This window comes from Pseudomonas lini (assembly GCF_001042905.1).
In the GTDB taxonomy this organism is placed as follows: Bacteria; Pseudomonadota; Gammaproteobacteria; order Pseudomonadales; family Pseudomonadaceae; genus Aquipseudomonas; species Aquipseudomonas lini.
On record NZ_JYLB01000005.1, the window covers coordinates 11,595 to 31,795 of the forward strand.

Consider the following 20,201-nt stretch of genomic DNA (forward strand, 5'->3'; position numbering starts at 1 on the left):
TCCTGCCCCATTTCAATTGTTAGCCAAGAGTGTCGAGCGTGGAATCAGAAGTCAGTCGAGTTCAACTCATTCATGATCCGCGCGCGCTGCATGACGATCCGTTACTGGACGGCCTGTTAGCCCTTTGCACTTTGCACCAGAAACCGGCCAGCGCCGCGATGCTGACCACCGGCCTGCCGTTACCCAAACAACGCCTGAGCGTCGAACTGCTGCCCCGTGCGGCTGCTCGCGCCGGGCTGCAAGGGCGGGTGTTGCAACGCAAGCTGGAGCAGATTCCGGCGATTGCCATGCCGGCGCTGTTGCTGCTCAAGGAAGGTCGCAGTGCGGTGCTGCTCGGCTGGCACGGTGAAGACCAGGCCCGCTTGCTGCTCAGCGAAAGCGATGGTGGTGAGGTTTGCGTCAGCCGTGAACTGCTCGCCGACGATTACAGCGGCAAAGTCTTCTTCGCCCAACCCCAACACAAATTCGACGTCAATCACGGCACGCTGATCCCGCGCGCACGTTCGTGGTTTCGCGACACCCTCAAGCGTTCGCGCTGGCTGTACGCCGACGCCATCGCTGCCAGTTTCCTGATCAACATCATTGCCATGGCCGCGCCGCTGTTCGTGATGAATGTCTACGACCGCGTGGTGCCGAACCAGGCCGAGTCGACTCTTTGGGTTCTGGCCATCGGCATCACGGGCGCTTACCTGTTCGACCTGATCCTCAAGAGCCTGCGCAGCCTGTGTCTGGACCTGGCCGGCAAGAAAACCGACCTGATCATTTCGGCGACGCTGTTTGAGCGCATCGTCGGCATGGCCATGAAGTATCGCCCGGCTCGGGTCGGCAGCTTTGCCCAGAACATTCATGAGTTTCAGAGCCTGCGGGACTTTCTCGCGTCGCTGACCCTCACCAGCCTGATCGACCTGCCGTTTACGCTGCTGATCTTCATGGTCATCGCGATTCTGGGTGGGCATCTGGTGTGGATTCCGGTGCTGGCGTTCCCGATTGCCTTGCTGATCGGTTATGCCTTGCAGAAGCCGCTGGTGGCGACCATGGAACGAACCATGGCCCTGGGCGCCGAGCGCCAGTCGAGCCTGATCGAAACCCTCGCCGGCCTTGATGCGGTGAAGGTCAACAACGCCGAAAGCGAACGCCAGTATCAGTGGGAGCAGACCATCGGTACCCTCAGCCGCCTCGAGTTGCGGGTGAAAATGCTGTCCGGTCTGGCGATGAACATCACCTTGCTGATTCAGCAACTGGCCGGGGTGATCATGATCGTCTTCGGCGTGTACCAGATCATCGACGGCCACCTGAGCATGGGCGGCTTGATCGCGTGCTACATGCTCAGCGGTCGTGCCCTCAGCCCGCTGGCCTCGTTGTCCGGTCTGCTGACTCGTTACCAGCAGGCCCGTGTGACCATGACCTCGGTCGATCAGATGATGGAGCTGCCGCAGGAGCGCAATTTCGACGAGCGTCCGCTGAGCCGCAAAGTGCTGCAAGGCGCCATTGAATGCCGCCAGATGAGCTTCACTTACCCGGATCAGCAGAACCCCGCGCTGAAGAACATCAACCTGATCATCAAGCCCGGCGAGAAGATCGGCATCATCGGTCGCAGCGGCTCGGGCAAAAGCTCCCTGGCCAAATTGCTGGTGGGCCTCTATCAGCCGGACGACGGCGCGTTGCTGGTGGATGGTGTGGATATCCGTCAGATCGACGTCAGCGAATTGCGCCACAACATCGGCTACGTGCCCCAGGACATTCAATTGCTCGCCGGTACCCTGCGCGACAATTTGGTCTCGGGCGCACGTTACGTCGAAGACGAATTGGTGCTGCAAGCTGCGGAATTGGCCGGCGTTCACGAGTTCGCCCGTCTGCACCCGCAAGGTTATGAGCTGCAAGTCGGTGAGCGTGGGCAGAACCTGTCCGGTGGTCAGCGTCAGAACGTCGCCCTGGCCCGAGCGCTGCTGCTCAACCCGCCGATCCTGTTGCTGGACGAACCGACCAGCGCCATGGACAACACCGGTGAAGAACGCCTCAAGCAACGCCTCGCTGCAGTGGTTGAAAACAAGACCGTGGTGCTAGTGACGCACCGGGCTTCGCTGTTGTCGCTGGTGGATCGTCTGTTGGTGATCGACCGTGGGCAGATACTCGCCGATGGCCCGAAAGCCGCCGTGATGGAAGCGTTGAAGAAGGGGCAGATCAGTGTTGCTTAAGTCCGGGGTCAAAGAATCCATCCGCCGCTACTTCAAAGGCTCCGCATCGCTGCAAGGCCAGCCGCTTCCCGAGGTCAACAAAGCGCTGATCGAAGACGCCCCGCGTGTGGTGCGGCTGACGATCTGGGCGATCATCGGCTTCTTCGTGTTCCTGATGCTCTGGGCCAACTTCGCGGTGATCGATGAAGTCACCAAGGGCGACGGCAAGGCGATTCCGTCGTCGAAGATCCAGAAAATCCAGAACCTTGAGGGCGGCATCGTCTCCGAGCTGTTCGTCACCGAAGGGCAGATCGTCGAGGCCGGTGCGCCGCTGATTCGTCTGGACGACACGCGGTTTGCCTCCAACGTCGGTGAAACCGAGGCCGATCGACTGTCGATGCTGCTGCGTGTGGAACGCTTGAGCGCCGAAGTCGATGACCGTCCGCTGAACTTCCCCGCCGACGTGCTCAAGGCAGTTCCCACTCAGGCTGCCAGTGAAGAGTCGCTGTACATCAGTCGTCGTCAGCAACTGCACGATGAAATCGGTGGCTTGAAGGAGCAGTTAATCCAGCGTCAACAAGAGCTGCGCGAGTTCACCTCCAAGCAGGCTCAATACCGCAGCGGTCTGGCCTTGCAGCGCCAGGAAATCAACATGTCCGAGCCGTTGGTGGCTCAGGGCGCGGTGTCACCGGTGGAGGTTTTGCGCCTCAAACGCGCCGAGGTTGAAACCCGCGGCCAACTGGACGCCACCACCCTGGCGATCCCTCGCGCCGAATCGGCGATCAAGGAAGTACAGCGCAAGATCGACGAGACTCGCGGTAAATTCCGTAGCGAAGCCCTGACCCAACTCAACGAAGCGCGTACCGATCTGAACAAGGCCCAGGCCACTGGCAAGGCCCTGGAAGACCGGGTCAGCCGGACGCTGGTGACATCGCCGGTGCGCGGCATCGTCAACAAGTTGCTGGTGAACACCATCGGCGGCGTGATCCAGCCAGGCAGCGATCTGGTGGAGATCGTGCCACTGGATGACACCTTGTTGGTAGAAGCCAAAATTCGTCCGCAAGACATCGCCTTCCTGCATCCGGGGCAAGAAGCGACGGTGAAGTTCACAGCTTACGACTACACCATTTATGGTGGGCTCAAAGCCAAGCTTGAGCAGATCGGTGCTGACACCATCACCGATGAAGACAAGAAAACCACCTACTACATCATCAAGCTGCGCACTGATCGCAGCCACCTGGGGACGGATGAAAAACCGTTACTGATCATCCCGGGGATGGTGGCGTCGGTGGATATCATTACCGGCAAGAAGACCGTGCTCAGTTATTTGCTCAAGCCGATTATTCGGGCGCGGGCTGAGGCGCTGCACGAGCGGTAGTCTTCGCTCGGGGCTGATGGCCTCATCGCGGGCAAGCCTCGCTCCTACAGGGACGCGGGCTTCTGTAGGAGCGAGGCTTGCCCGCGAAGGCGGCCTCAAAGACACCCCATCTCAAATGCCATATAGTTATTCGCTAACGGTATTTAAATTTCAATTCTTATACCTATAAAGTCACTTCCCTGCGTACCTGCCGACCAATCGGCGCGCCGCACGACACGAACCAACACGGAACCTCCGTGAGTTTCTGATCGACGCGCGCCCTTGAGCGTGCCGTGCGTGGGAGTGATTTTTATGTCAGCTGTCTCTTTTTCTCCAAAGCCTGCATCAACCAGCACCGCCACCATCGCATCGCAAGTCTTCGAAGTCCGACCATTCAGCGGCGCTGTCGGTGCCGAAATCATCGGTCTGGACCTGTCCCGCCCGATCAATGATCAAGACTTCGCCCGTGTCCATCGCGCGCACTTGGACCATCACGTGGTGGTGTTCCGCGACCAGCGCATTACCCCCGAACAGCAGATCGCCTTCAGCCGCCGTTTCGGCGTGTTGCAAATCCACGTGCTCAAACAGTTCCTTCTGGCCGGGCATCCAGAAATCCTCATCGTTTCCAACATCATCGAAAACGGCCAATCCATCGGCCTCGGTGATGCCGGCAAGTTCTGGCACTCGGACCTCTCCTATAAAGAATTGCCGAGCCTGGGCTCGATGCTGCATGCCCAGGAGCTGCCGTCCGAAGGCGGCGACACGCTATTCGCCGACATGCACAAAGCCTGGGACAGCCTGCCCGAGGCGCTGCGTAAAGCCGTCGAAGGCCGCTCGGCCGCGCATTCCTATACGGCGCGCTACAGCGAGACAAAGTTCGAAGGCAATTGGCGCCCGACCCTGACCCCGGAGCAACTCGCGCAAGTCGCTGAAGTCGTTCACCCCATCGTCCGCACTCACCCGGAAAACGATCGCAAAGCGTTGTTCGTCAGCGAGGGCTTCACCACCCGCATCGTCGGTTTGCCGGAAGACGAGAGCAAACAATTGCTCGACGAGCTCTACGCCCACAGCGTGCTGCCGCAAAACATTTACCGCCATCAATGGCAGGCCCACGACCTGGTGTTCTGGGACAACCGTTCGCTGATTCACCTCGCCGCCGGATGCCCCAGCCATCTGCGCCGCAAGTTGTATCGCACCACCATCCAGGGCGACGCGCCTTTCTGATTTCGGAGAATTCCCATGTCCAAACGTCTTCCCTTTGCACCATTGGCTGCGGCCATAGGCCTGGGTTTCAGCCTGCTCGCCGGCAGCCTGGTAGCGCCGCCCGTGGCTCACGCCGAAGGTGAAATTCGTATCGCCGAACAGTTCGGCATCGTTTATCTGCTGCTCAACGTGGTGCGCGATCAGAATTTGATCGAGAAGTACGGCAAGCAGGAAGGCATCGACATCAAGGTCGACTGGACCCAGCTCTCCGGTGGTTCGGCGGTCAACGATGCGTTGCTTTCCGGTTCCATCGACATTGCCGGAGCTGGCGTCGGTCCACTGCTGACCATTTGGGACCGCACTCACGGCAAACAGAATGTCAAAGCCGTGGCCTCCCTGGGCAACTTCCCTTACTACCTGGTGAGCAATAATCCCAAGGTCAAAACCATCGCCGACTTCACCGAGAAGGACCGCATTGCGGTGCCGGCGGTCGGGGTTTCTGTGCAGTCGCGTTTCCTGCAATACGCGGCGGCCAAGCAATGGGGCGACAAGGAATTCAATCGCCTCGACAAGTACACCATCGCCGTTCCGCACCCGGATGCCACCGCGGCACTGATTGCTGGCGGCACCGAGTTGAGCGGACACTTCTCCAACCCGCCGTTCCAGGATCAGGCGCTGGAAAACCCCAACGTGCATGTGGTGCTGAACACTTATGACTTGCTTGGCCCGAACTCGCCGACCGTACTGTTCGCCACCGAGAAATTCCGCAACGAGAACCCGAAAACCTACAAAGCCTTCATCGCTGCGCTGACTGAAGCGGCCGAGTTTGCGCAGAACGATAAAGGTGCGGCGGCTGACACTTACATCCGTGTCACCAAGGCCAAAATCGACCGCGCGGCGTTGCTGAAAATCATCGACAACCCGCAGTTCGAATTCAGCATCACGCCGAAAAACACCTACCCGCTGGCGGAGTTCCTCTACCGCGTTGGTGCGATCAAAAACAAACCGGATTCGTGGAAGGATTACTTCTTCCAGGACGCCCAACCGCTGCAAGGGAGCTGACCGACATGAACGCCCCTTTGCAAGGCCACACGGTCAGCAAACCGATCACGACCGCTCAAGCGCTGTTGTCGGTCGACCAGGTCAGCCTGGAATACCGCACGCCTGCGCGTGTGGTTCGAGCGACCCATCAGGTCAGTTTCGAGATCGATCCGGCGGACCGTTTTGTGCTGCTCGGCCCTTCCGGCTGCGGCAAGTCGACATTGCTCAAGTCGGTCGCCGGGTTCATCCAGCCCTGTGAGGGTGAGATTCGCCTGCAAGGCCAGCGGGTCGATGCGCCAGGGCCGGACCGGATCGTAGTATTCCAGGAGTTCGATCAGCTGCCGCCATGGAAAACCGTCAAACAGAACGTGATGTTTCCGCTGCTCGCTTCCAAAACCCTCAAACGCAAAGAGGCTGAAGAGCGGGCGCTGCACTATCTGGACAAAGTCGGTCTGGCGGCGTTTGCCGATGCCTACCCGCATACCTTGTCTGGCGGCATGAAAGCACGCGTGGCCATTGCTCGTGCCCTGGCGATGCAGCCGAAGATTCTGTTGATGGACGAACCCTTTGCCGCCCTCGACGCGCTGACCCGACGCAAGATGCAGGAGGAGTTGCTGCTGCTCTGGGAAGAGGTGCGTTTCACGTTGCTGTTCGTCACTCACTCCATCGAAGAGGCGTTGGTGGTGGGCAACCGGATTTTGCTGCTGTCGCCCCATCCGGGTCGGGTGCGGGCGGAAGTCCACAGCCATCAATACGACCTGCACAGCTTGGGTGGCGTGGCGTTCCAGGAATCGGCTCGGCGGATTCATCGGCTGTTGTTCGATGAAGGTCAGTCGCCGGAAACCGAACGTGAGCTGGATTTCGCCGACATTCGCATCGCTTATTGAGCCATTGGAGGATTGCCCGATGAGCCATTCATTATCTGCACGTAAAGAGTACGAAACTGTTTTGCAGCCGCTGACGAGTGTGCCGCTGGAGCGCGAATTGCCGCTCGGCCAGCGCCTCTGGCAGCAGGGTTGGTTGCGTAAAAGCCTGATCCTGGTTTTGCTCGCGGTGCTTTGGGAGGCCGTGGCCCGCTATCAGAACAACGACCTGCTGCTGCCGAGTTTTTTACAAACCGCCAGCGCGCTGCAGGACGGCCTGCTCAGCGGCGAACTGCTGGGCAAGGTGTGGATTTCTCTGGTTGTCTTGCTCAAGGGTTACCTGATCGGCATCGTTCTGGCGTTTGTCCTGACGACGCTGGCGGTGTCGACCCGATTCGGTCGTGATCTGTTGAGTACGCTGACTTCGATGTTCAATCCGTTGCCGGCCATTGCGTTGTTGCCGCTGGCGCTGCTCTGGTTTGGCCTGGGGCAGAACAGCCTGATTTTTGTACTGGTGCATTCGGTGCTCTGGGCGTTGGCTTTGAATACCTATGCCGGGTTTCTTGGCGTTTCGGAAACCTTGCGCATGGCCGGTCGCAATTACGGCCTCAAGGGCATGCGATTCGTGCTGCTCATCCTGATTCCGGCCGCGTTGTCGTCGATCCTCGCCGGTTTGAAAATTGGGTGGGCGTTTGCCTGGCGTACGCTGATCGCCGCCGAACTGGTGTTTGGCGCTACCAGTGGCAAGGGCGGTTTGGGTTGGTACATCTTCCAGAATCGTAATGAGCTGTATACCGACAAGGTGTTTGCCGGGTTGGCGGTGGTGATCTTGATCGGGTTGCTGGTGGAGAATCTGGTGTTTGATACGTTGGAGCGGGTGACGGTGAAGCGGTGGGGGATGCAGCGCTGAGTTTTGCGGTGACTGATCTGGCCCCTTCGCGAGCAAGCCCGCTCCCACATGGGTTCTTTGTCGTACACAAAATCTGTAGCCACTGAAGATCAACTGTGGGAGCGGGCTTGCTCGCGAAGGGGCCAGCCCTATCACCACCTCATCCAAAGATGTTTGCTAGCATTGCGTCTGAATCAATCCAGATCAGACACGAGTGCTCAGCATGCAACTCCCGGACATGAACCTGTTAGTCGCCCTCGACGCCTTGCTCGACGAGGGCAGTGTGGTGGGCGCTGCGCGGCGGATGAATCTCAGCCCGGCGGCGATGAGCCGGACGCTGACGCGGATTCGCGAGGCCATCGGCGATCCGATTCTGGTGCGCGCCGGTCGTGGTCTGGTGCCGACGCCCAAGGCACTGGAGTTGCGCGAGCAGGTGCGGGACCTGGTGGAGCAGGCCGCTTTGCTGTTTCGCTCTGCCGATGACGTCGACTTGGGCAGTTTGCGCCGACGGTTCAGCATTCGCGCCAATGATTTCTTTGTTGGCGTCTACGGCGGCAAGCTGTTCGACACGATGGAACGCCAGGCACCGCATTGCGAATTGCGCTTTGTCCCTGAGGGTGACGGGGACGACGAAGCCTTGCGCGAAGGGCGCATCGATTTAAGCGTCAGCAACAACCGGCCGCTGATGCCGGAAGTGAAGGTGCAGAACCTGTTTTCCACTCACTTTGTCGGGCTGGTACGTGAAGATCATCCGCTGTTCGATGAAGAGATCACCGCCGAACGGTACGCCGGTTTTTCCCATATCAGCATGTCCCGCCGCGGGATCGCCCGTGGCCCCATCGACACGGCGCTCAACGCCTTGGGGCTGGAGCGGCGGGTGGCGGTAATTGCACCGAGTTTCCATGCGGCGATGTTCGCCTTGCCGGATTCCGATCTGATTCTGCCGGTGCCCAAGGAAGCTTTGCTGAGCGTGCGACGCCTGGGCTTGAAACTGCGCTCATTCACCCTGCCGATTCCGTTACCGACCCTGATGCTGACCCAGGCCTGGCATCCGCGTTTCGACAAGGACCCGGCTCATCGCTGGATGCGGGAAACCCTCAAGGCCTGTTGCGATGAGACCTGGCTGGCCGCGCAACCGGTTTAAAGATCAAAAGATCGCAGCCTTCGGCAGCTCCTACCGGGAATATGTGTTCGCCATGCTTTTGTAGGAGCTGCCGAAGGCTGCGATCTTTTGATTTAACGATTGCGTATGGCGCACTTATAAGCTGCCAATAAGTCAATTTTCGTAAGCTTCCACCCTCCCTAAAATGCTTCGGTATTCCCCTTCCGGAGCTTGTAGTACATGACTTCCCTCACGGTCACGGCGCCTTTCGCTGCGGCCAAACCAGCGACCGCCGTCACGCCTCCGGTCTTCGGCCCGCGAATCATCATCGGCCTGGTGGGCGTGTTGCTGGCGGTGCTGGTGTCGGGCCTGAACGAGATGGTGACCAAGGTCGCCCTGGCCGATATCCGCGGCGCGTTGGCCATCGGTTACGACGAAGGTACCTGGCTGGTCGCCAGTTACACCGCGACCTCGGTGGCCGCCATGGCATTTGCCCCTTGGTGTTCGGTGACGTTTTCGTTGCGGCGCTTCACCCTGTACGCGATCAGTGCGTTCACTCTGTTGGGTGTGTTGTGCCCGTTCGCCCCGAATTACGAAAGCCTGCTGGTCATACGCACCTTGCAAGGACTGGCCGGCGGCGCGCTGCCGCCGATGCTGATGACCGTTGCCCTGCGGTTCCTGCCGGCCAACATGAAACTCTATGGCCTGGCCGGTTATGCCCTGACGGCAACCTTCGGCCCCGGTCTCGGCACGCCGCTGGCCGGGTTGTGGACCGAGTACGTCGGCTGGCAATGGACCTTCTGGCAAATCGTCGTGCCGTGCCTGATTGCCATGGCGGCGGTGGCTTACGGTTTGCCTCAGGATCCGCTGCGGCTGGAGCGCTTCAAACAATTCAACTGGCGTGGCTTGTTGCTGGGGTTTCCGGCGATCTGCATGTTAGTAATCGGCATTCTGCAAGGCAATCGGCTGGACTGGTTCGAGTCGAGCCTGATTTGCGGACTGCTCGGCGGCGGGCTGCTGTTGCTGGTGCTGTTTCTGCTCAATGAGTGGTCGCAACCGATTCCCTTCTTCAAGTTGCAGATGCTCGGTATCCGCAACCTGTCATTCGCGCTGTTGACCCTGGCCGGCGTGCTGGTGGTGTTGCTCGCGGTGGTCCTCATTCCCTCCAGTTACCTGGCTCAGGTCCAGGGTTATCGCCCGGTGCAGACCGCGCCGATCATGCTGCTGGCGGCGCTGCCACAGTTGATCGCGCTGCCGTTGGTGGCGGCGCTGTGCAACCTGCGTTGGATCGATTGCCGCTGGGTGCTGGGGATCGGCCTGAGCATGCTGACGCTGTCTTGCCTCGGTGGTTCGCAGCTGACGTCGGCATGGATTCGCGACGATTTCTACGTCCTGCAATGGCTGCAGATTTTCGGTCAGCCCATGGCCGTGCTGCCGTTGTTAATGCTCTCCACCGGCAGCATCACTCCGATGGAAGGGCCGTACGCCTCGGCCTGGTTCAATACCGTGAAAGGTCTGGCGGCGGTGATTGCTACCGGGGTGATCGACGCACTGACCACTGCAAGGCTGCATTTCCACTCAACCATGCTGGTGGACAACCTTGGTAATTCGCCTCTGGTTGACGGCACTAGCGCTGGTCTCGCTCACCGACTGCATCAACAGGCCGTGGTGCTGATGTCCTCCGATCTTTATCTGTGCATGGCCGGCGTCGCCGTGGCGCTGATCCTGTTGATTTTCTGGCTGCCGACGCGGATCTATCCACCGCGCGCGCCAACTTGAATGCTTCACTGAAACAGAAGGTTTTTATGACGATTCAATCAAAGCAAAAAGTTGCTGTCGGCGTTGCCGCAGTGATGGCGCTCGGCGTGTTTGTTTACCTGCTGGCGCCGGGCTTGTTCGGCAAGCGTACGCAGCAGAACACCAACGATGCCTTCGTCTCGGCGGACTTCACCCTGGTGGCACCGCGCGTGGCGGGGTTCATCAAGGACGTGCTGGTGGAAGACAATCAGCAGGTCAAGGCCGGACAGCTACTGGCGTTGATCGACGACCGCGATCTGCGCGCTGCCGCTGAGGCTGCCGACGCGCAAACCCTGGTGGCCAGGGCGCAACTGCAGAACGCTCGTTCAACCCTCGAGCGCCAGACATCGGTGATTGCTCAGGCCCAGGCCACGGTGGTTTCGGCGAAGGCAGAAATGGCCTTCGCCGAGCATGAACTGAACCGCTACAACCACCTCGCCGGGGTGGGAGCCGGCACGGTGCAGAATGCTCAGCAAGCGCGCACGCGTATCGATCAGGCCTCCGCTCGCTTGGCCAATGCCACGGCGGTGCTGGCGGCTGAACGCAAGCAGGTAGAGATCCTGACCGCCCAGCGTGATGCGGCTGAAGGTGGACTGAAGCGAGCGCAAGCAGCGCTGGAAATCGCCAGCTATGAGCTGTCCTATACGCGCATCGTTGCGCCCCAGGACGGCATGGTCGGCGAGCGCGCGGTGCGGGTCGGCGCCTATGTCACGCCGGGCAGCAAGATTCTGGCCGTGGTGCCGTTGGCGCGGGCCTATGTGGTCGCCAATTTTCAGGAAACCCAACTGACTGACGTGCAGCCGGGGCAGAGCGTGCAAGTGCACGTCGACAGCCTCGGCGGCGAAGCCCTGCGCGGGCGTGTCGAGAGCATCGCGCCGGCCACCGGCGTGACCTTCGCCTCGGTCAAACCGGACAACGCCACGGGCAACTTCACCAAGGTTGTGCAACGGATTCCGGTGAAAATCATCCTCGATCCGGGGCAGCCATTGGCCGAGCGGTTGCGGGTGGGGATGTCGGTGGAGGCGAGGATTGATACAGCAAGCGCCAGCGAGCATGAGGTTGCGCAACGATGAACTTTGTTAATCGCACATCCCTGTGGCGAGGGGGCTTGTCGGAATGCCGCACCATCCCGTTCGAGTGCGCAGCGCTCGCAAATTTTGGGTCCGCTGCGCGGCCCAACGGGGGCAAGCCCCCTCGCCACAGGGTCAGCATTCATTCAGTGGTTTTTGTGTTGAGTCTGTTTTCATTGAGCGCCTGCACCGTCGGCCCGGACTTCCAGAAACCTCAGCCGCAACAAGTGGCCGAATGGTCCAAACCAACTAAAGCCGCCGCCAGTCAGATCATTCCCAGTGAAATGAACGAACGCTGGTGGGAAATATTCCACGACCCAAAACTCTCCGCCCTGACCCAACGCGCCCTGACCGACAACCTCGACCTGAAACTCGCCAGCCGCCGCTTGCAGCAAAGCCGTGCCGCGCGCCAGGTGATCACCGCCAACCGCTATCCCAACACGGCCGCCACCGGCAGCTACGGGCGCAAACGCAACAGCGGTGAAGGCCTGAACGATCCGTCGGGCAATAACGGCGACTCGGCGTTCAATCTGTGGGACGCAGGGTTTTCCGCCTCCTGGGAACTGGATTTCTGGGGCCGTGTGCGCCGCGAAACCGAAGCCGCCGATGCCACCCTGGAAGTGGCGGAAAATGATCGCCGTAGCGTGCTGCTGTCGGTGCTCGCCGAAACCGCTCAGGACTACATTCAGCTGCGCGGTGTGCAAAGGACGAGGGCCGTCACCGAGCAGAACCTCGACGTCGCCCGGCACAGTTTGAAACTCTCGCAACTGCGCCTGGCCGACGGTGTGGCGACGGATCTGGACGTTGCCGAAGCCGCTGCGCAAGTCGCGGCCATCGAGTCACGTTTGCCGGCGCTGGAGCAGCGTCAGTCGCAATTGATCAACGCCCTGAGCCTGTTGATGGGCGAACCGCCGCAAGCGTTGTCCGCCGAGTTATCCACAGACGCTCCCGTGCCGCAAACCCCGCGTCAGGTCGCCATCGGCTTGCCCTCGCAATTGGCCGAGCGCCGTCCGGACATTCGACAGGCAGAAGCCCGTCTGCACTCCGCTACCGCCAGCATCGGCGTGGCCAAGGGCGACTTTTATCCGCGGATCACCCTGTCGGGCAACATCGGTTCGCAGGCCATGCAGTTGAGCGATTTCGGTTCCTGGGGCTCGCGCTCGTTCGGCATCGGTCCGCAGTTCAGCCTGCCGCTGTTCGACGGCGGTCGCCTGCGCGGCATGTTGCATCTTCGCGAAGCCCAGCAACAGGAAGCGGCGCTGGCCTACCAGCAAACCGTGCTGCGGGCCTGGCATGAAATCGACGATCAACTCACCGCCTACAACGCCAGCCAACTGCGCCGCGACAGCCTCGCCGAAGCTGTGCGCCAGAACCAGATCGCCCTGCGCACCGCGCAACAGCAGTACGTCGAAGGGGTGGTGGATTTCGTCAACGTCCTCACCGTGCAGAGCGAATTGCTGGTGACCCAACAGCAGTGGGTCGAGAGTTCGACCGGGGTGTCGTTGGCGATGGTTGGTTTGTACAAGGCGTTGGGTGGGGGATGGGAGTCGGTGTATCCGGTGGCAGGTGCCGTTACCAATAATCCGGTTTGATCGCGGGTGCTTTATGAGTAGGCACACGAACTGGAAACTGGTGCGACTGAAGTTCTTCTGAGGTTACGACACGTCGCATCCAGTGTGAGTGCTCCTTCAAGGAGCCAGGCGGTGAGCGTTTGAACTCGGTCCTGCATGGGAGAACAACGCCAACTATCATCTGCGGAAAATCCTCTCGGATGGCTTTTAATGCGGGAGCCATATCTGTGTCCCCGGAAACAAGAACGAGCTGTTGAATGCGCTCCGTGTTGTGGTCTTTGGTTTCTCTCGCCGCGGTGCGATACATGCTGATTGCGATATGGACGTCAGTTTCTTTCTCTTCGAGTTTCCAAATAGCGACTTTGTCCTGGCGTGACGCACCAATTTTTTTGTCGATAAAGCGCGGCGCTCTTGCGGGTTCGAGTTGGTGGCGACCATAGTGAACAGACACATTATTGGCCTTGAGTGCTCGAACATAGGTGTCCTGAGCTTCCTTGGAAATTCTGCCGCGAGTAGCCAGCTCCGGCTTGACGGAAGAAGTGAAGTAATCCATTGAAGCGAGTGAACTTTGAGGATTTTCGACGTAGGCGATGTGGGCCAACAACTTTGGCAAATTCAGCCATTTGTAAGGAGTGCCTGCTAGCAATCCGTAGAACACGTTGTAGCCGTCAACGAAGAACGCAGTACGCACAAATCCAATCCTCAGAAACGAAAAAACCGGCCTAAGCCGGTTTTTTCACCCCAACTGCCAGAGAACCTAATCTCTGCGTACGGGGTTGAGTAGTGGGCTGATCCTAAATTGAGTGCGTTAGCACGTCAACCCTCGACTGACCAAGGTACTACTCGACTGGACGATTTCCAGCACCGGCCGACCAGTTTTGTGCAATTGCATGATCGATGGTCAAGGCATTCCCGGGTTCAACTATTTGTGATTGTTGCAGGGAGAAGGTGGAAATGTCCGACTGTCTCTATATCCGCAAAGTGTCTATTGCCGTCTTCAGTTTAGATTGAATGGACGTTCCTGATTTCGTGTGGGATTTAATACCAATGCTCATTACCCCTAGGAATCAAACGACCACACCGAGAATTTCGTCCTTTTTGAAACATTACATTTCTAACCAATGATGGCCATCCGGCTTGACGCTCACCCCCGCTGTCATAGACTCCGCTCATCCGTCAGGGAGTTACGGTTATGCGGCGTGTTCGTATTTTGGTTATTGGATTGACCTTTGTAACGTGCGTAGTACAGGCGCAAACGCCTGCGCCAGACGATCCGTTGCTGGAAAGCAGCGCGGTCGGCGGTAATGCGTCGGCCAGCAGTGAAGCCCGTGGCGTGCTGCGAGCCCGGGATCAGGCGGTGCTCGCCAGTGAGTTGTCGGGGCGGATTGTCGAGTTGCCGTTCAGTGAGGGCGAGTCGTTCAAAAAGGGCGACACCCTGGCGCGGTTTGACTGTTCGGCTTATCAGGCTCAGCTCAATGCGGCTCAGGCCGCCAGCCGTGGTGCCGGTGAAGAACTGGCGCACAACAAACAACTGGCGGCGTTGAATTCAGTCGGGCGCTTTGAAGTGGCGCGGGCTGAGGCCAAGGTCAGCGAGATTCAGGCGCAGTCTCAGGTCTATCAGGTTCAAGTCAAACGCTGCAGCGTGGTGGCGCCGTTCGATGGTCAGGTCGTCGAGCGCAAGGTCAAGCGCTACGAAAGCGTTGCCGCTGGTACACCGTTGCTGGACGTGGTCGATAACCGCACTCTGGAAATTCACCTGTTGGTGCCGTCGCGCTGGATGGGCAAACTCAAGCCCGGCCAGACGTTCAGTTTTGTCCCCGATGAAACCGGTCAGCCGCTGGATGCCACGGTCAAGCGCCTCGGTGCGCGGATCGACGAGGGCAGCCAGACCTTGCTGCTGGTGGCGGCGCTGCCCAACGCCAACGGTCTGTTGGCTGGGATGAGCGGAACGGCGCATTTCGCGGAGCTCAAATGAACGCCCCGGTGACCGGCGGCGCCGAGCAGGTGTTCGCAAGGTTTCTTGACCTCGAACGCCAGACCCGCGCCGCGCGCACGCCTTCTCAACTGGCTTACAGCCTGGTGAATGACGGTCAGGCGCTGTTCGGTTTCCGCCATGCCGCGCTGTTGATCGCCGGCAAGGTGCAGGCGGTCACCGGTGTCAGTGCCGTGGAACCGAATGCGCCGTTCGTGGCGTTTGTCGAGCAAGCAGTCGCGCAGCTGTTCAAGCTTGAGGTGTTGAAACAGGCGCGGGTGATCACACCCGATCTTCTCAGTGAATCGATTCTGGCCGATTGGCAAAGTCTGTCAGCCGCTCAGGTGTTCTGGCTGCCGCTGATCGATCATCAGGGCGAGGTGTTCGGCGGCCTATGGCTAGCGCGGGATGTGCCGTGGAACCCTTCCGAACACGTGCTGCTGTCGCAACTGGGCGACACCTACAGCCATGCCTGGCTCGCGCAGCAACCACGCAAACCCTGGCGACTGCGCTGGACACGCAAGCGTCAGGTGGCGCTGGTTGCCGTGTTGTTGCTCGGGTTGCTGATCCCGGTGCGCCAATCGGTGTTGGCACCGGCCGAAGTCGTCCCATTGGGCGGTCGGGTGGTCGCGGCGCCGCTGGACGGAGTGATCGCCGAGTTTCTGGTCAAACCCAACCAGACGGTGAAAACCGGCGACCTGCTGCTGCGCTTCGAAAGCACCACGCTCAAGGCTCAGGCCGATGTGGCCGGGCGCGCCCTGGGCGTTGCCGAAGCGGAACTCAAGGCCAATTCCCAACGCTCCTTCGCTGATGCCGAATCCAGTTCGAAAATCGATCTGCTGGCGGCGCGAGTGGAGCAGAAACGCGCCGAACGGGATTACGCCCGTGAACTGCTCAAGCGCAGCGAAGTGCGCGCCGAACGGGACGGCATCGCGGTGTTCGCCGACGCCGAACGCTGGACCGGCAAACCCGTGCAAACCGGCGAGCGGCTGATGGAAATCGCCGACCCGAACCAGGCCGAGTTGCGCATTGAACTGGCCGTGGGCGATGCGATTGCCCTGGAACCGGGTGCGCAGGTCGCGCTGTTTCTCGACAGCGATCCGCTGCAGCGGCACTTGGCCAAACTCGAACGTTCGGCCTACGAAGCGCAGCCCACCGCGGCCGGGCAACTGGCTTATCGACTGGATGCGACGTTTGACGCCGCGCCGCCGCGCATCGGTTTGCGCGGCACTGCGAAAGTCTTCGGTGACCGTGCGCCGCTGGCGTTGTATCTGTTGCGTCGACCGCTGGCCGGGTTGCGTCAGAGTGTGGGCCTGTAGATGAACCTGCCGAGCCTGCGGGCAGACCTGCAGTTGTCGACGGCGGCCCCGGCCCTCGACGGGTCGCCGCGCTGGACCCTGGCCGATCCGGTGCGTGGGCGTTATTTCAAACTCGGTGCGGCGGCGATGCGCCTGCTGCGCCATTGGTCCCTGGGTGATCCGGAGCAAGTGCTGCGTGCCGCCAACCGCGAACCAGGGCTGCCGCTGGATGGTGTGGCGCTTGAGCAATTGCTGGAGTTTTTGCGCGGCCACGACCTGATCAGCGCCCTCGACCCGTCGCAGCGCGCCAGTTACAGCCTGAAGGCCGCGGCTCAGCGCCAGAGCCTATGGCAAATCCTGCTGCATCAATACCTGTTTTTCCGGATCCCGCTGTGGCGCCCGGACGCCTTTCTCAATCGGGCTTGGCCGTGGCTGGAGCGTTTCGGCCCGCGTGCATTGCGCTATGGATTGCCCGCGACGCTGGGGCTCGGGGTGTTTCTGGTCTCACGGGACTGGCAGCGGTTTATCGCGACCTTTCCGCACCTGTTCAGCCTCGGCGGTGCGCTGGCGTTTGGTGTGGCGCTGTTTTTCGCCAAGCTTTGCCACGAGTTCGGCCACGCCTTCATGGCCAAGCGCGCCGGTTGTCGGGTGCAGAGCATGGGCGTGGCGTTCATGGTGCTGCTGCCGATGTTTTACACGGACGTCAGCGACGCCTGGCGCGTCAATGATCGCCGTGCGCGGTTGCTGATCGGTGCCGGCGGGGTTCTGGCGGAACTGGTATTGGCGTGTATCGCGCTGCTCGCCTGGTCACTGCTGCCTGACGGCCCCGGGCGCACGGCGGCGTTCATGCTCGCCAGTGCGACCTGGATCACCACGCTGGTGATCAACCTCAATCCTTTCATGCGTTTCGATGGCTACTTCTTGCTCAGTGATTTCTGGGAAGTAGACAACCTTCAAGGGCGGGCCTTTGCCTTGTGCCGCTGGCGGCTGCGCGAGTTTTTGTTTGGTTACGCTGCGCCGGCGCCGGAGCCGTGGTCGCCAAAGATGCAGCGGCGTTTGTTGATCTGGGGGTATGGCGCTTGGCTGTGGCGCGCGGCGTTGTTTTTCGGGATCGCGTTGGCGGTCTATCACCTGTTCTTCAAGGTGTTGGGGATTTTCCTGATGCTGGTGGAGCTGGTGTGGTTCATCTTTCTGCCGATCCTGAGCGAGTGGCGGCAATGGTGGAGCCGTCGCGAACAGGCGTATGCGCCTCGGGTACTGCTCAGCGGTCTGGCGTTGCTTGGGCTGTTGTTGCTGCTGGCGCTGCCATGGCGCAGCGCGGTGGAGTTGCCGACGATGCTTGAGGCCGGACGCGCCAGTGCCCTGCACGCGCCGGTGGCGGCGCGGGTCAAAACGGTGAATGTGCACGACGGCCAGATCGTCGCTCAGGGTGAGGTGCTGATCGAGCTGGAATCCCCGGATCTGGACTCACGTCAGGCCATCGTCCGTCGCGAAATCCAGATCCAGCAGTTGCAGATGCGCCGTCAGGCCGGCCGCAGCGAAACCGCCGCCGATGCCGGTATCGTCGAACAGCGCCTGGCCGAAGCCGTGGCTGAATATCGGGGCCTGGCTGCCCAGCGTGAACGTCTGCTGCTGCGCACGCCCCACGGCGGCAAGGTGCGCGATCTGTTGCCGCAGTTAACGGTCGGCCGCTGGCTTTCGACCAAAGATCCTTTGGCGCGGGTGGTCGAAGACGGCGCGCGGTTGCGCGGTTATCTGGCCGAAGCCGAACTCTGGCGTGTCGCCCCGGGTGCCAGAGGGCGATTCATCGCCGATGATCCGATGCACCCGGCGATCAAAGTGCAATTGAGTGAAATCGATACCAATGGAGTGGCTTATGTCGATCAGGAAGCGCTGACTTCCGATCACCACGGGCCGATTGCCGTGCGGCGCGATCAGCATCAGCGCGCCGAGCCGGTGCAGGCGCAGTACGGCGCGCGGTTGAGCATCCTCGAAAATACCCCGACGCCGATGCAGCCGTTGCGCGGCATTGTGGTATTGCAGGGCAGCGGCGAGTCGTTGCTGGGCGTTGCCTGGCGGCGCTTGGCGGCGTTGGGGGTCAGGGAAAGCGGCTTCTAAGGGTGAATAGCTAAGGGAGAACAACGATGGCGAAAACCGATTCAGTGGCAGCGGACGGCTTGGTGGTCAGGCCTTCGCGGACCAGCGATGGGCCTTTTCTGCACAGCCTTTACCAAGCGGCGCGGCCGGATCTGCAATGGATCGACGGTGAGCAGGAGGTGGTTGAACAGGTGGTTGCCCAGCAGTTCAAAGTGCAGGAACAAGGGTTGGGGGAGAACTTCCCCAATGCCATGCATTACGTGATCGAGAAACTCGACAGGGCCATTGGCGCACTGACCACCGACTTCGGCCCCAATGAAATTCGCGTGCTGTACCTGGCGTTTATCCCCCAGGCCCGAGGCAAGGGTTACGGTCGGACGGTGCTGCAAGGCGTGCAAAAAGCCGCGCAACAAATCCGCTGCCCGGTGGCGACGGTGGTCTGGGCCAACAACCCCCATGCACGCCAGCATTATCTGGCGCTGGGGTTTCAAGTTGAAGAGCGCAACCCGGCGGCGGAGCGGTTGGTGTGGTATCCACAGGGTTGAACACACCACAATCCTGTGTAGGAGCTGCCGCAGGCTGCGATCTTTTGATCTTAAAAGAGCAAGATCAAAAGATCGCAGCCTGCGGCAGCTCCTACATAAAGCGATCAGTGTCGCTCTTCAGTTGAAGGCGATGTAAAAGTACCCCAGTTGCGGATCACGCCCCATGGCCGGTACTCGCGAAACAAAAATATCTTCTACCTGGCCCAGCTCCGGCAACTCCAGCGCACACAAGCCATCGACAAAATCAGTGGGTTGCAGGCTGTTGAACTCGACGCTGAACGGCATGCGTTCGCTGTTTGGCATCTGTGAGCGGGGTGTTTCTGCAAGCGTGTCGATATGGATCGGCAATTCACTGCCATCGGGCAGCCGCAGCGTCTCGGTCTTGCCCAGCAGTGCCTGAAAGTGTTGGCTTTGAACCTGTTGCAGCATGGCATCACTCCATCAGCAAAAGTGGCCGGGGGATTTGAACCCCCGGCCAAACCCTCAGTTACGCGAAGGGAAAAGACCGTTCAGGGCGATGCTGAAGTTGAGCACCAGGAACGGGTTCATCACCTCCATGGGCAAGCCGTTGCCGGCAGACGAGATTTCCCCCGTTACCGTAGTGGCCACGCCCTTGAGCGGTACGGCCGCAGCACCTTGTTGATCGGAGTAAATACTCGCCGAGCCCGGCCCGCCTCCCGAGGCACCGATGTACGAGTTGGTCGCGGTCGGGTTGGTGACCGGGTTGCTCGCCGGGCTGGCCAGTTGCAGGGTGGTGGTGGCCGTGAGCCCGGACAAGGCGTGGGTGTGGTTGGGCAGGTTAGTAATGGTCGCGGTGACGTTCTCGGTCCCGGAGACTTCGCCGATGACGCGTGGGGTCAGGCCCAGGCCGTTGCCCATGGCGACCGGCATGCGACCTTGCAGGTTGGGCAGCATGAAACTGGTGGTGCCATTGCCTCCGAAATTGACTCCCAGCAGTGCGAAAACCGTGTTGTATTGCGCGATGCTCAGCGTCTGGCCGTTGCATAGGGCCCAGCCATTGGGCGCGAAGTTAAAGGCGAAAGGCTGGATAGTGCCGATGAATACTTCCATGATTCCTCATCCCTCAGGTTAGTGTCTGATACGTCACGTTGCAGGCCCGGTTATCCGGGCAGTTCGCGCTGATCAGCCGACTCCTTTCATCTCCGTGGCTGGGTCACGCCACGCCAAAGCGTAGACGCTGATCGGAATGATTGCCGGACGT

General features: G+C 60.4%; 17 protein-coding genes. 14 read left to right on the forward strand and 3 right to left on the reverse strand.

Annotation, left to right across the window (positions count from 1 at the left end; translation table 11 throughout):
* The first annotated feature begins 38 nt into the window (after positions 1–38).
* The 10 genes from TU81_RS15470 to TU81_RS15515 all read left to right on the forward strand — a co-directional run bounded on the left by TU81_RS15470 (position 39) and on the right by TU81_RS15515 (position 13,088).
* Positions 39–2,195 carry a type I secretion system permease/ATPase gene (locus TU81_RS15470; RefSeq protein ID WP_048395958.1) on the forward strand — a complete coding sequence of 719 codons (2,157 nt, stop codon included), beginning with the start codon at positions 39–41 and terminating at the stop codon, positions 2,193–2,195.
* Positions 2,185–3,552, forward strand: coding sequence for an HlyD family type I secretion periplasmic adaptor subunit (locus tag TU81_RS15475; protein ID WP_048395960.1), 1,368 nt, complete (start codon positions 2,185–2,187; stop codon positions 3,550–3,552). Before TU81_RS15470 ends, TU81_RS15475 begins: the two co-directional genes overlap by 11 nt.
* A gap of 291 nt (positions 3,553–3,843) precedes the next feature.
* Entirely contained in the window at positions 3,844–4,755 is a 912-nt protein-coding gene (locus tag TU81_RS15480; protein WP_048395962.1) for a TauD/TfdA dioxygenase family protein, read from the forward strand.
* 15 nt (positions 4,756–4,770) lie between these two features.
* Complete coding sequence (locus TU81_RS15485; protein ID WP_048395963.1) at positions 4,771–5,796, forward strand: ABC transporter substrate-binding protein; 1,026 nt, start codon at positions 4,771–4,773, stop codon at positions 5,794–5,796.
* A gap of 5 nt (positions 5,797–5,801) precedes the next feature.
* A complete protein-coding gene (locus TU81_RS15490) occupies positions 5,802–6,662 on the forward strand; it encodes an ABC transporter ATP-binding protein (protein WP_048395964.1) in 861 nt (286 codons plus the stop codon).
* Between the two features lie 19 nt (positions 6,663–6,681).
* Positions 6,682–7,548, forward strand: a complete 867-nt coding sequence (locus TU81_RS15495) for an ABC transporter permease (protein WP_048395965.1) — start codon at positions 6,682–6,684, stop codon at positions 7,546–7,548.
* Positions 7,549–7,750: 202 nt separating this feature from the next.
* Entirely contained in the window at positions 7,751–8,671 is a 921-nt protein-coding gene (locus TU81_RS15500) for a LysR family transcriptional regulator (RefSeq protein ID WP_038978398.1), read from the forward strand.
* A gap of 198 nt (positions 8,672–8,869) precedes the next feature.
* Positions 8,870–10,408, forward strand: a complete 1,539-nt coding sequence (locus TU81_RS15505; RefSeq protein WP_048395966.1) for an MFS transporter — start codon at positions 8,870–8,872, stop codon at positions 10,406–10,408.
* Positions 10,409–10,434: 26 nt separating this feature from the next.
* On the forward strand, positions 10,435–11,499 hold the full coding sequence (locus tag TU81_RS15510) for an HlyD family secretion protein (protein ID WP_048395967.1): 1,065 nt from the start codon (positions 10,435–10,437) through the stop codon (positions 11,497–11,499).
* Complete coding sequence (locus TU81_RS15515; protein WP_048395968.1) at positions 11,496–13,088, forward strand: efflux transporter outer membrane subunit; 1,593 nt, start codon at positions 11,496–11,498, stop codon at positions 13,086–13,088. Before TU81_RS15510 ends, TU81_RS15515 begins: the two co-directional genes overlap by 4 nt.
* On the opposite strand, the gene TU81_RS15520 is transcribed toward TU81_RS15515, so the two are convergent.
* Positions 13,069–13,758, reverse strand: coding sequence for an NYN domain-containing protein (locus TU81_RS15520; RefSeq protein WP_038978402.1), 690 nt, complete (start codon positions 13,756–13,758; stop codon positions 13,069–13,071). The two genes, TU81_RS15515 and TU81_RS15520, sit on opposite strands and share 20 nt — an antisense overlap.
* Positions 13,759–14,259: 501 nt before the next feature.
* Between TU81_RS15520 and TU81_RS15525 the strand changes: the two genes are divergently transcribed.
* From TU81_RS15525 to TU81_RS15540, 4 genes are read left to right on the forward strand one after another with little or no spacing between them, the layout of a single operon-like run.
* A complete protein-coding gene (locus tag TU81_RS15525; protein ID WP_048395969.1) occupies positions 14,260–15,042 on the forward strand; it encodes an efflux RND transporter periplasmic adaptor subunit in 783 nt (260 codons plus the stop codon).
* Entirely contained in the window at positions 15,039–16,358 is a 1,320-nt protein-coding gene (locus tag TU81_RS15530) for an efflux RND transporter periplasmic adaptor subunit (RefSeq protein ID WP_048395970.1), read from the forward strand. Before TU81_RS15525 ends, TU81_RS15530 begins: the two co-directional genes overlap by 4 nt.
* Positions 16,359–18,455 carry a biotin/lipoyl-binding protein gene (locus TU81_RS15535; RefSeq protein WP_048395971.1) on the forward strand — a complete coding sequence of 699 codons (2,097 nt, stop codon included), beginning with the start codon at positions 16,359–16,361 and terminating at the stop codon, positions 18,453–18,455. It abuts the gene before it with no gap.
* Positions 18,456–18,481: 26 nt separating this feature from the next.
* A complete protein-coding gene (locus tag TU81_RS15540; RefSeq protein WP_048395972.1) occupies positions 18,482–18,979 on the forward strand; it encodes a GNAT family N-acetyltransferase in 498 nt (165 codons plus the stop codon).
* Positions 18,980–19,096: 117 nt separating this feature from the next.
* Here TU81_RS15540 and TU81_RS15545 read toward each other — a convergent pair whose 3' ends face one another.
* The gene (locus TU81_RS15545; protein WP_048395973.1) at positions 19,097–19,408 is read right to left on the reverse strand and encodes a DUF6916 family protein; all 312 of its coding nucleotides are present in this window, start codon (positions 19,406–19,408) and stop codon (positions 19,097–19,099) included.
* Positions 19,409–19,462: 54 nt separating this feature from the next.
* Positions 19,463–20,050, reverse strand: a complete 588-nt coding sequence (locus TU81_RS15550; RefSeq protein WP_048395974.1) for a phage tail protein — start codon at positions 20,048–20,050, stop codon at positions 19,463–19,465.
* Positions 20,051–20,201 lie beyond the last annotated feature (151 nt).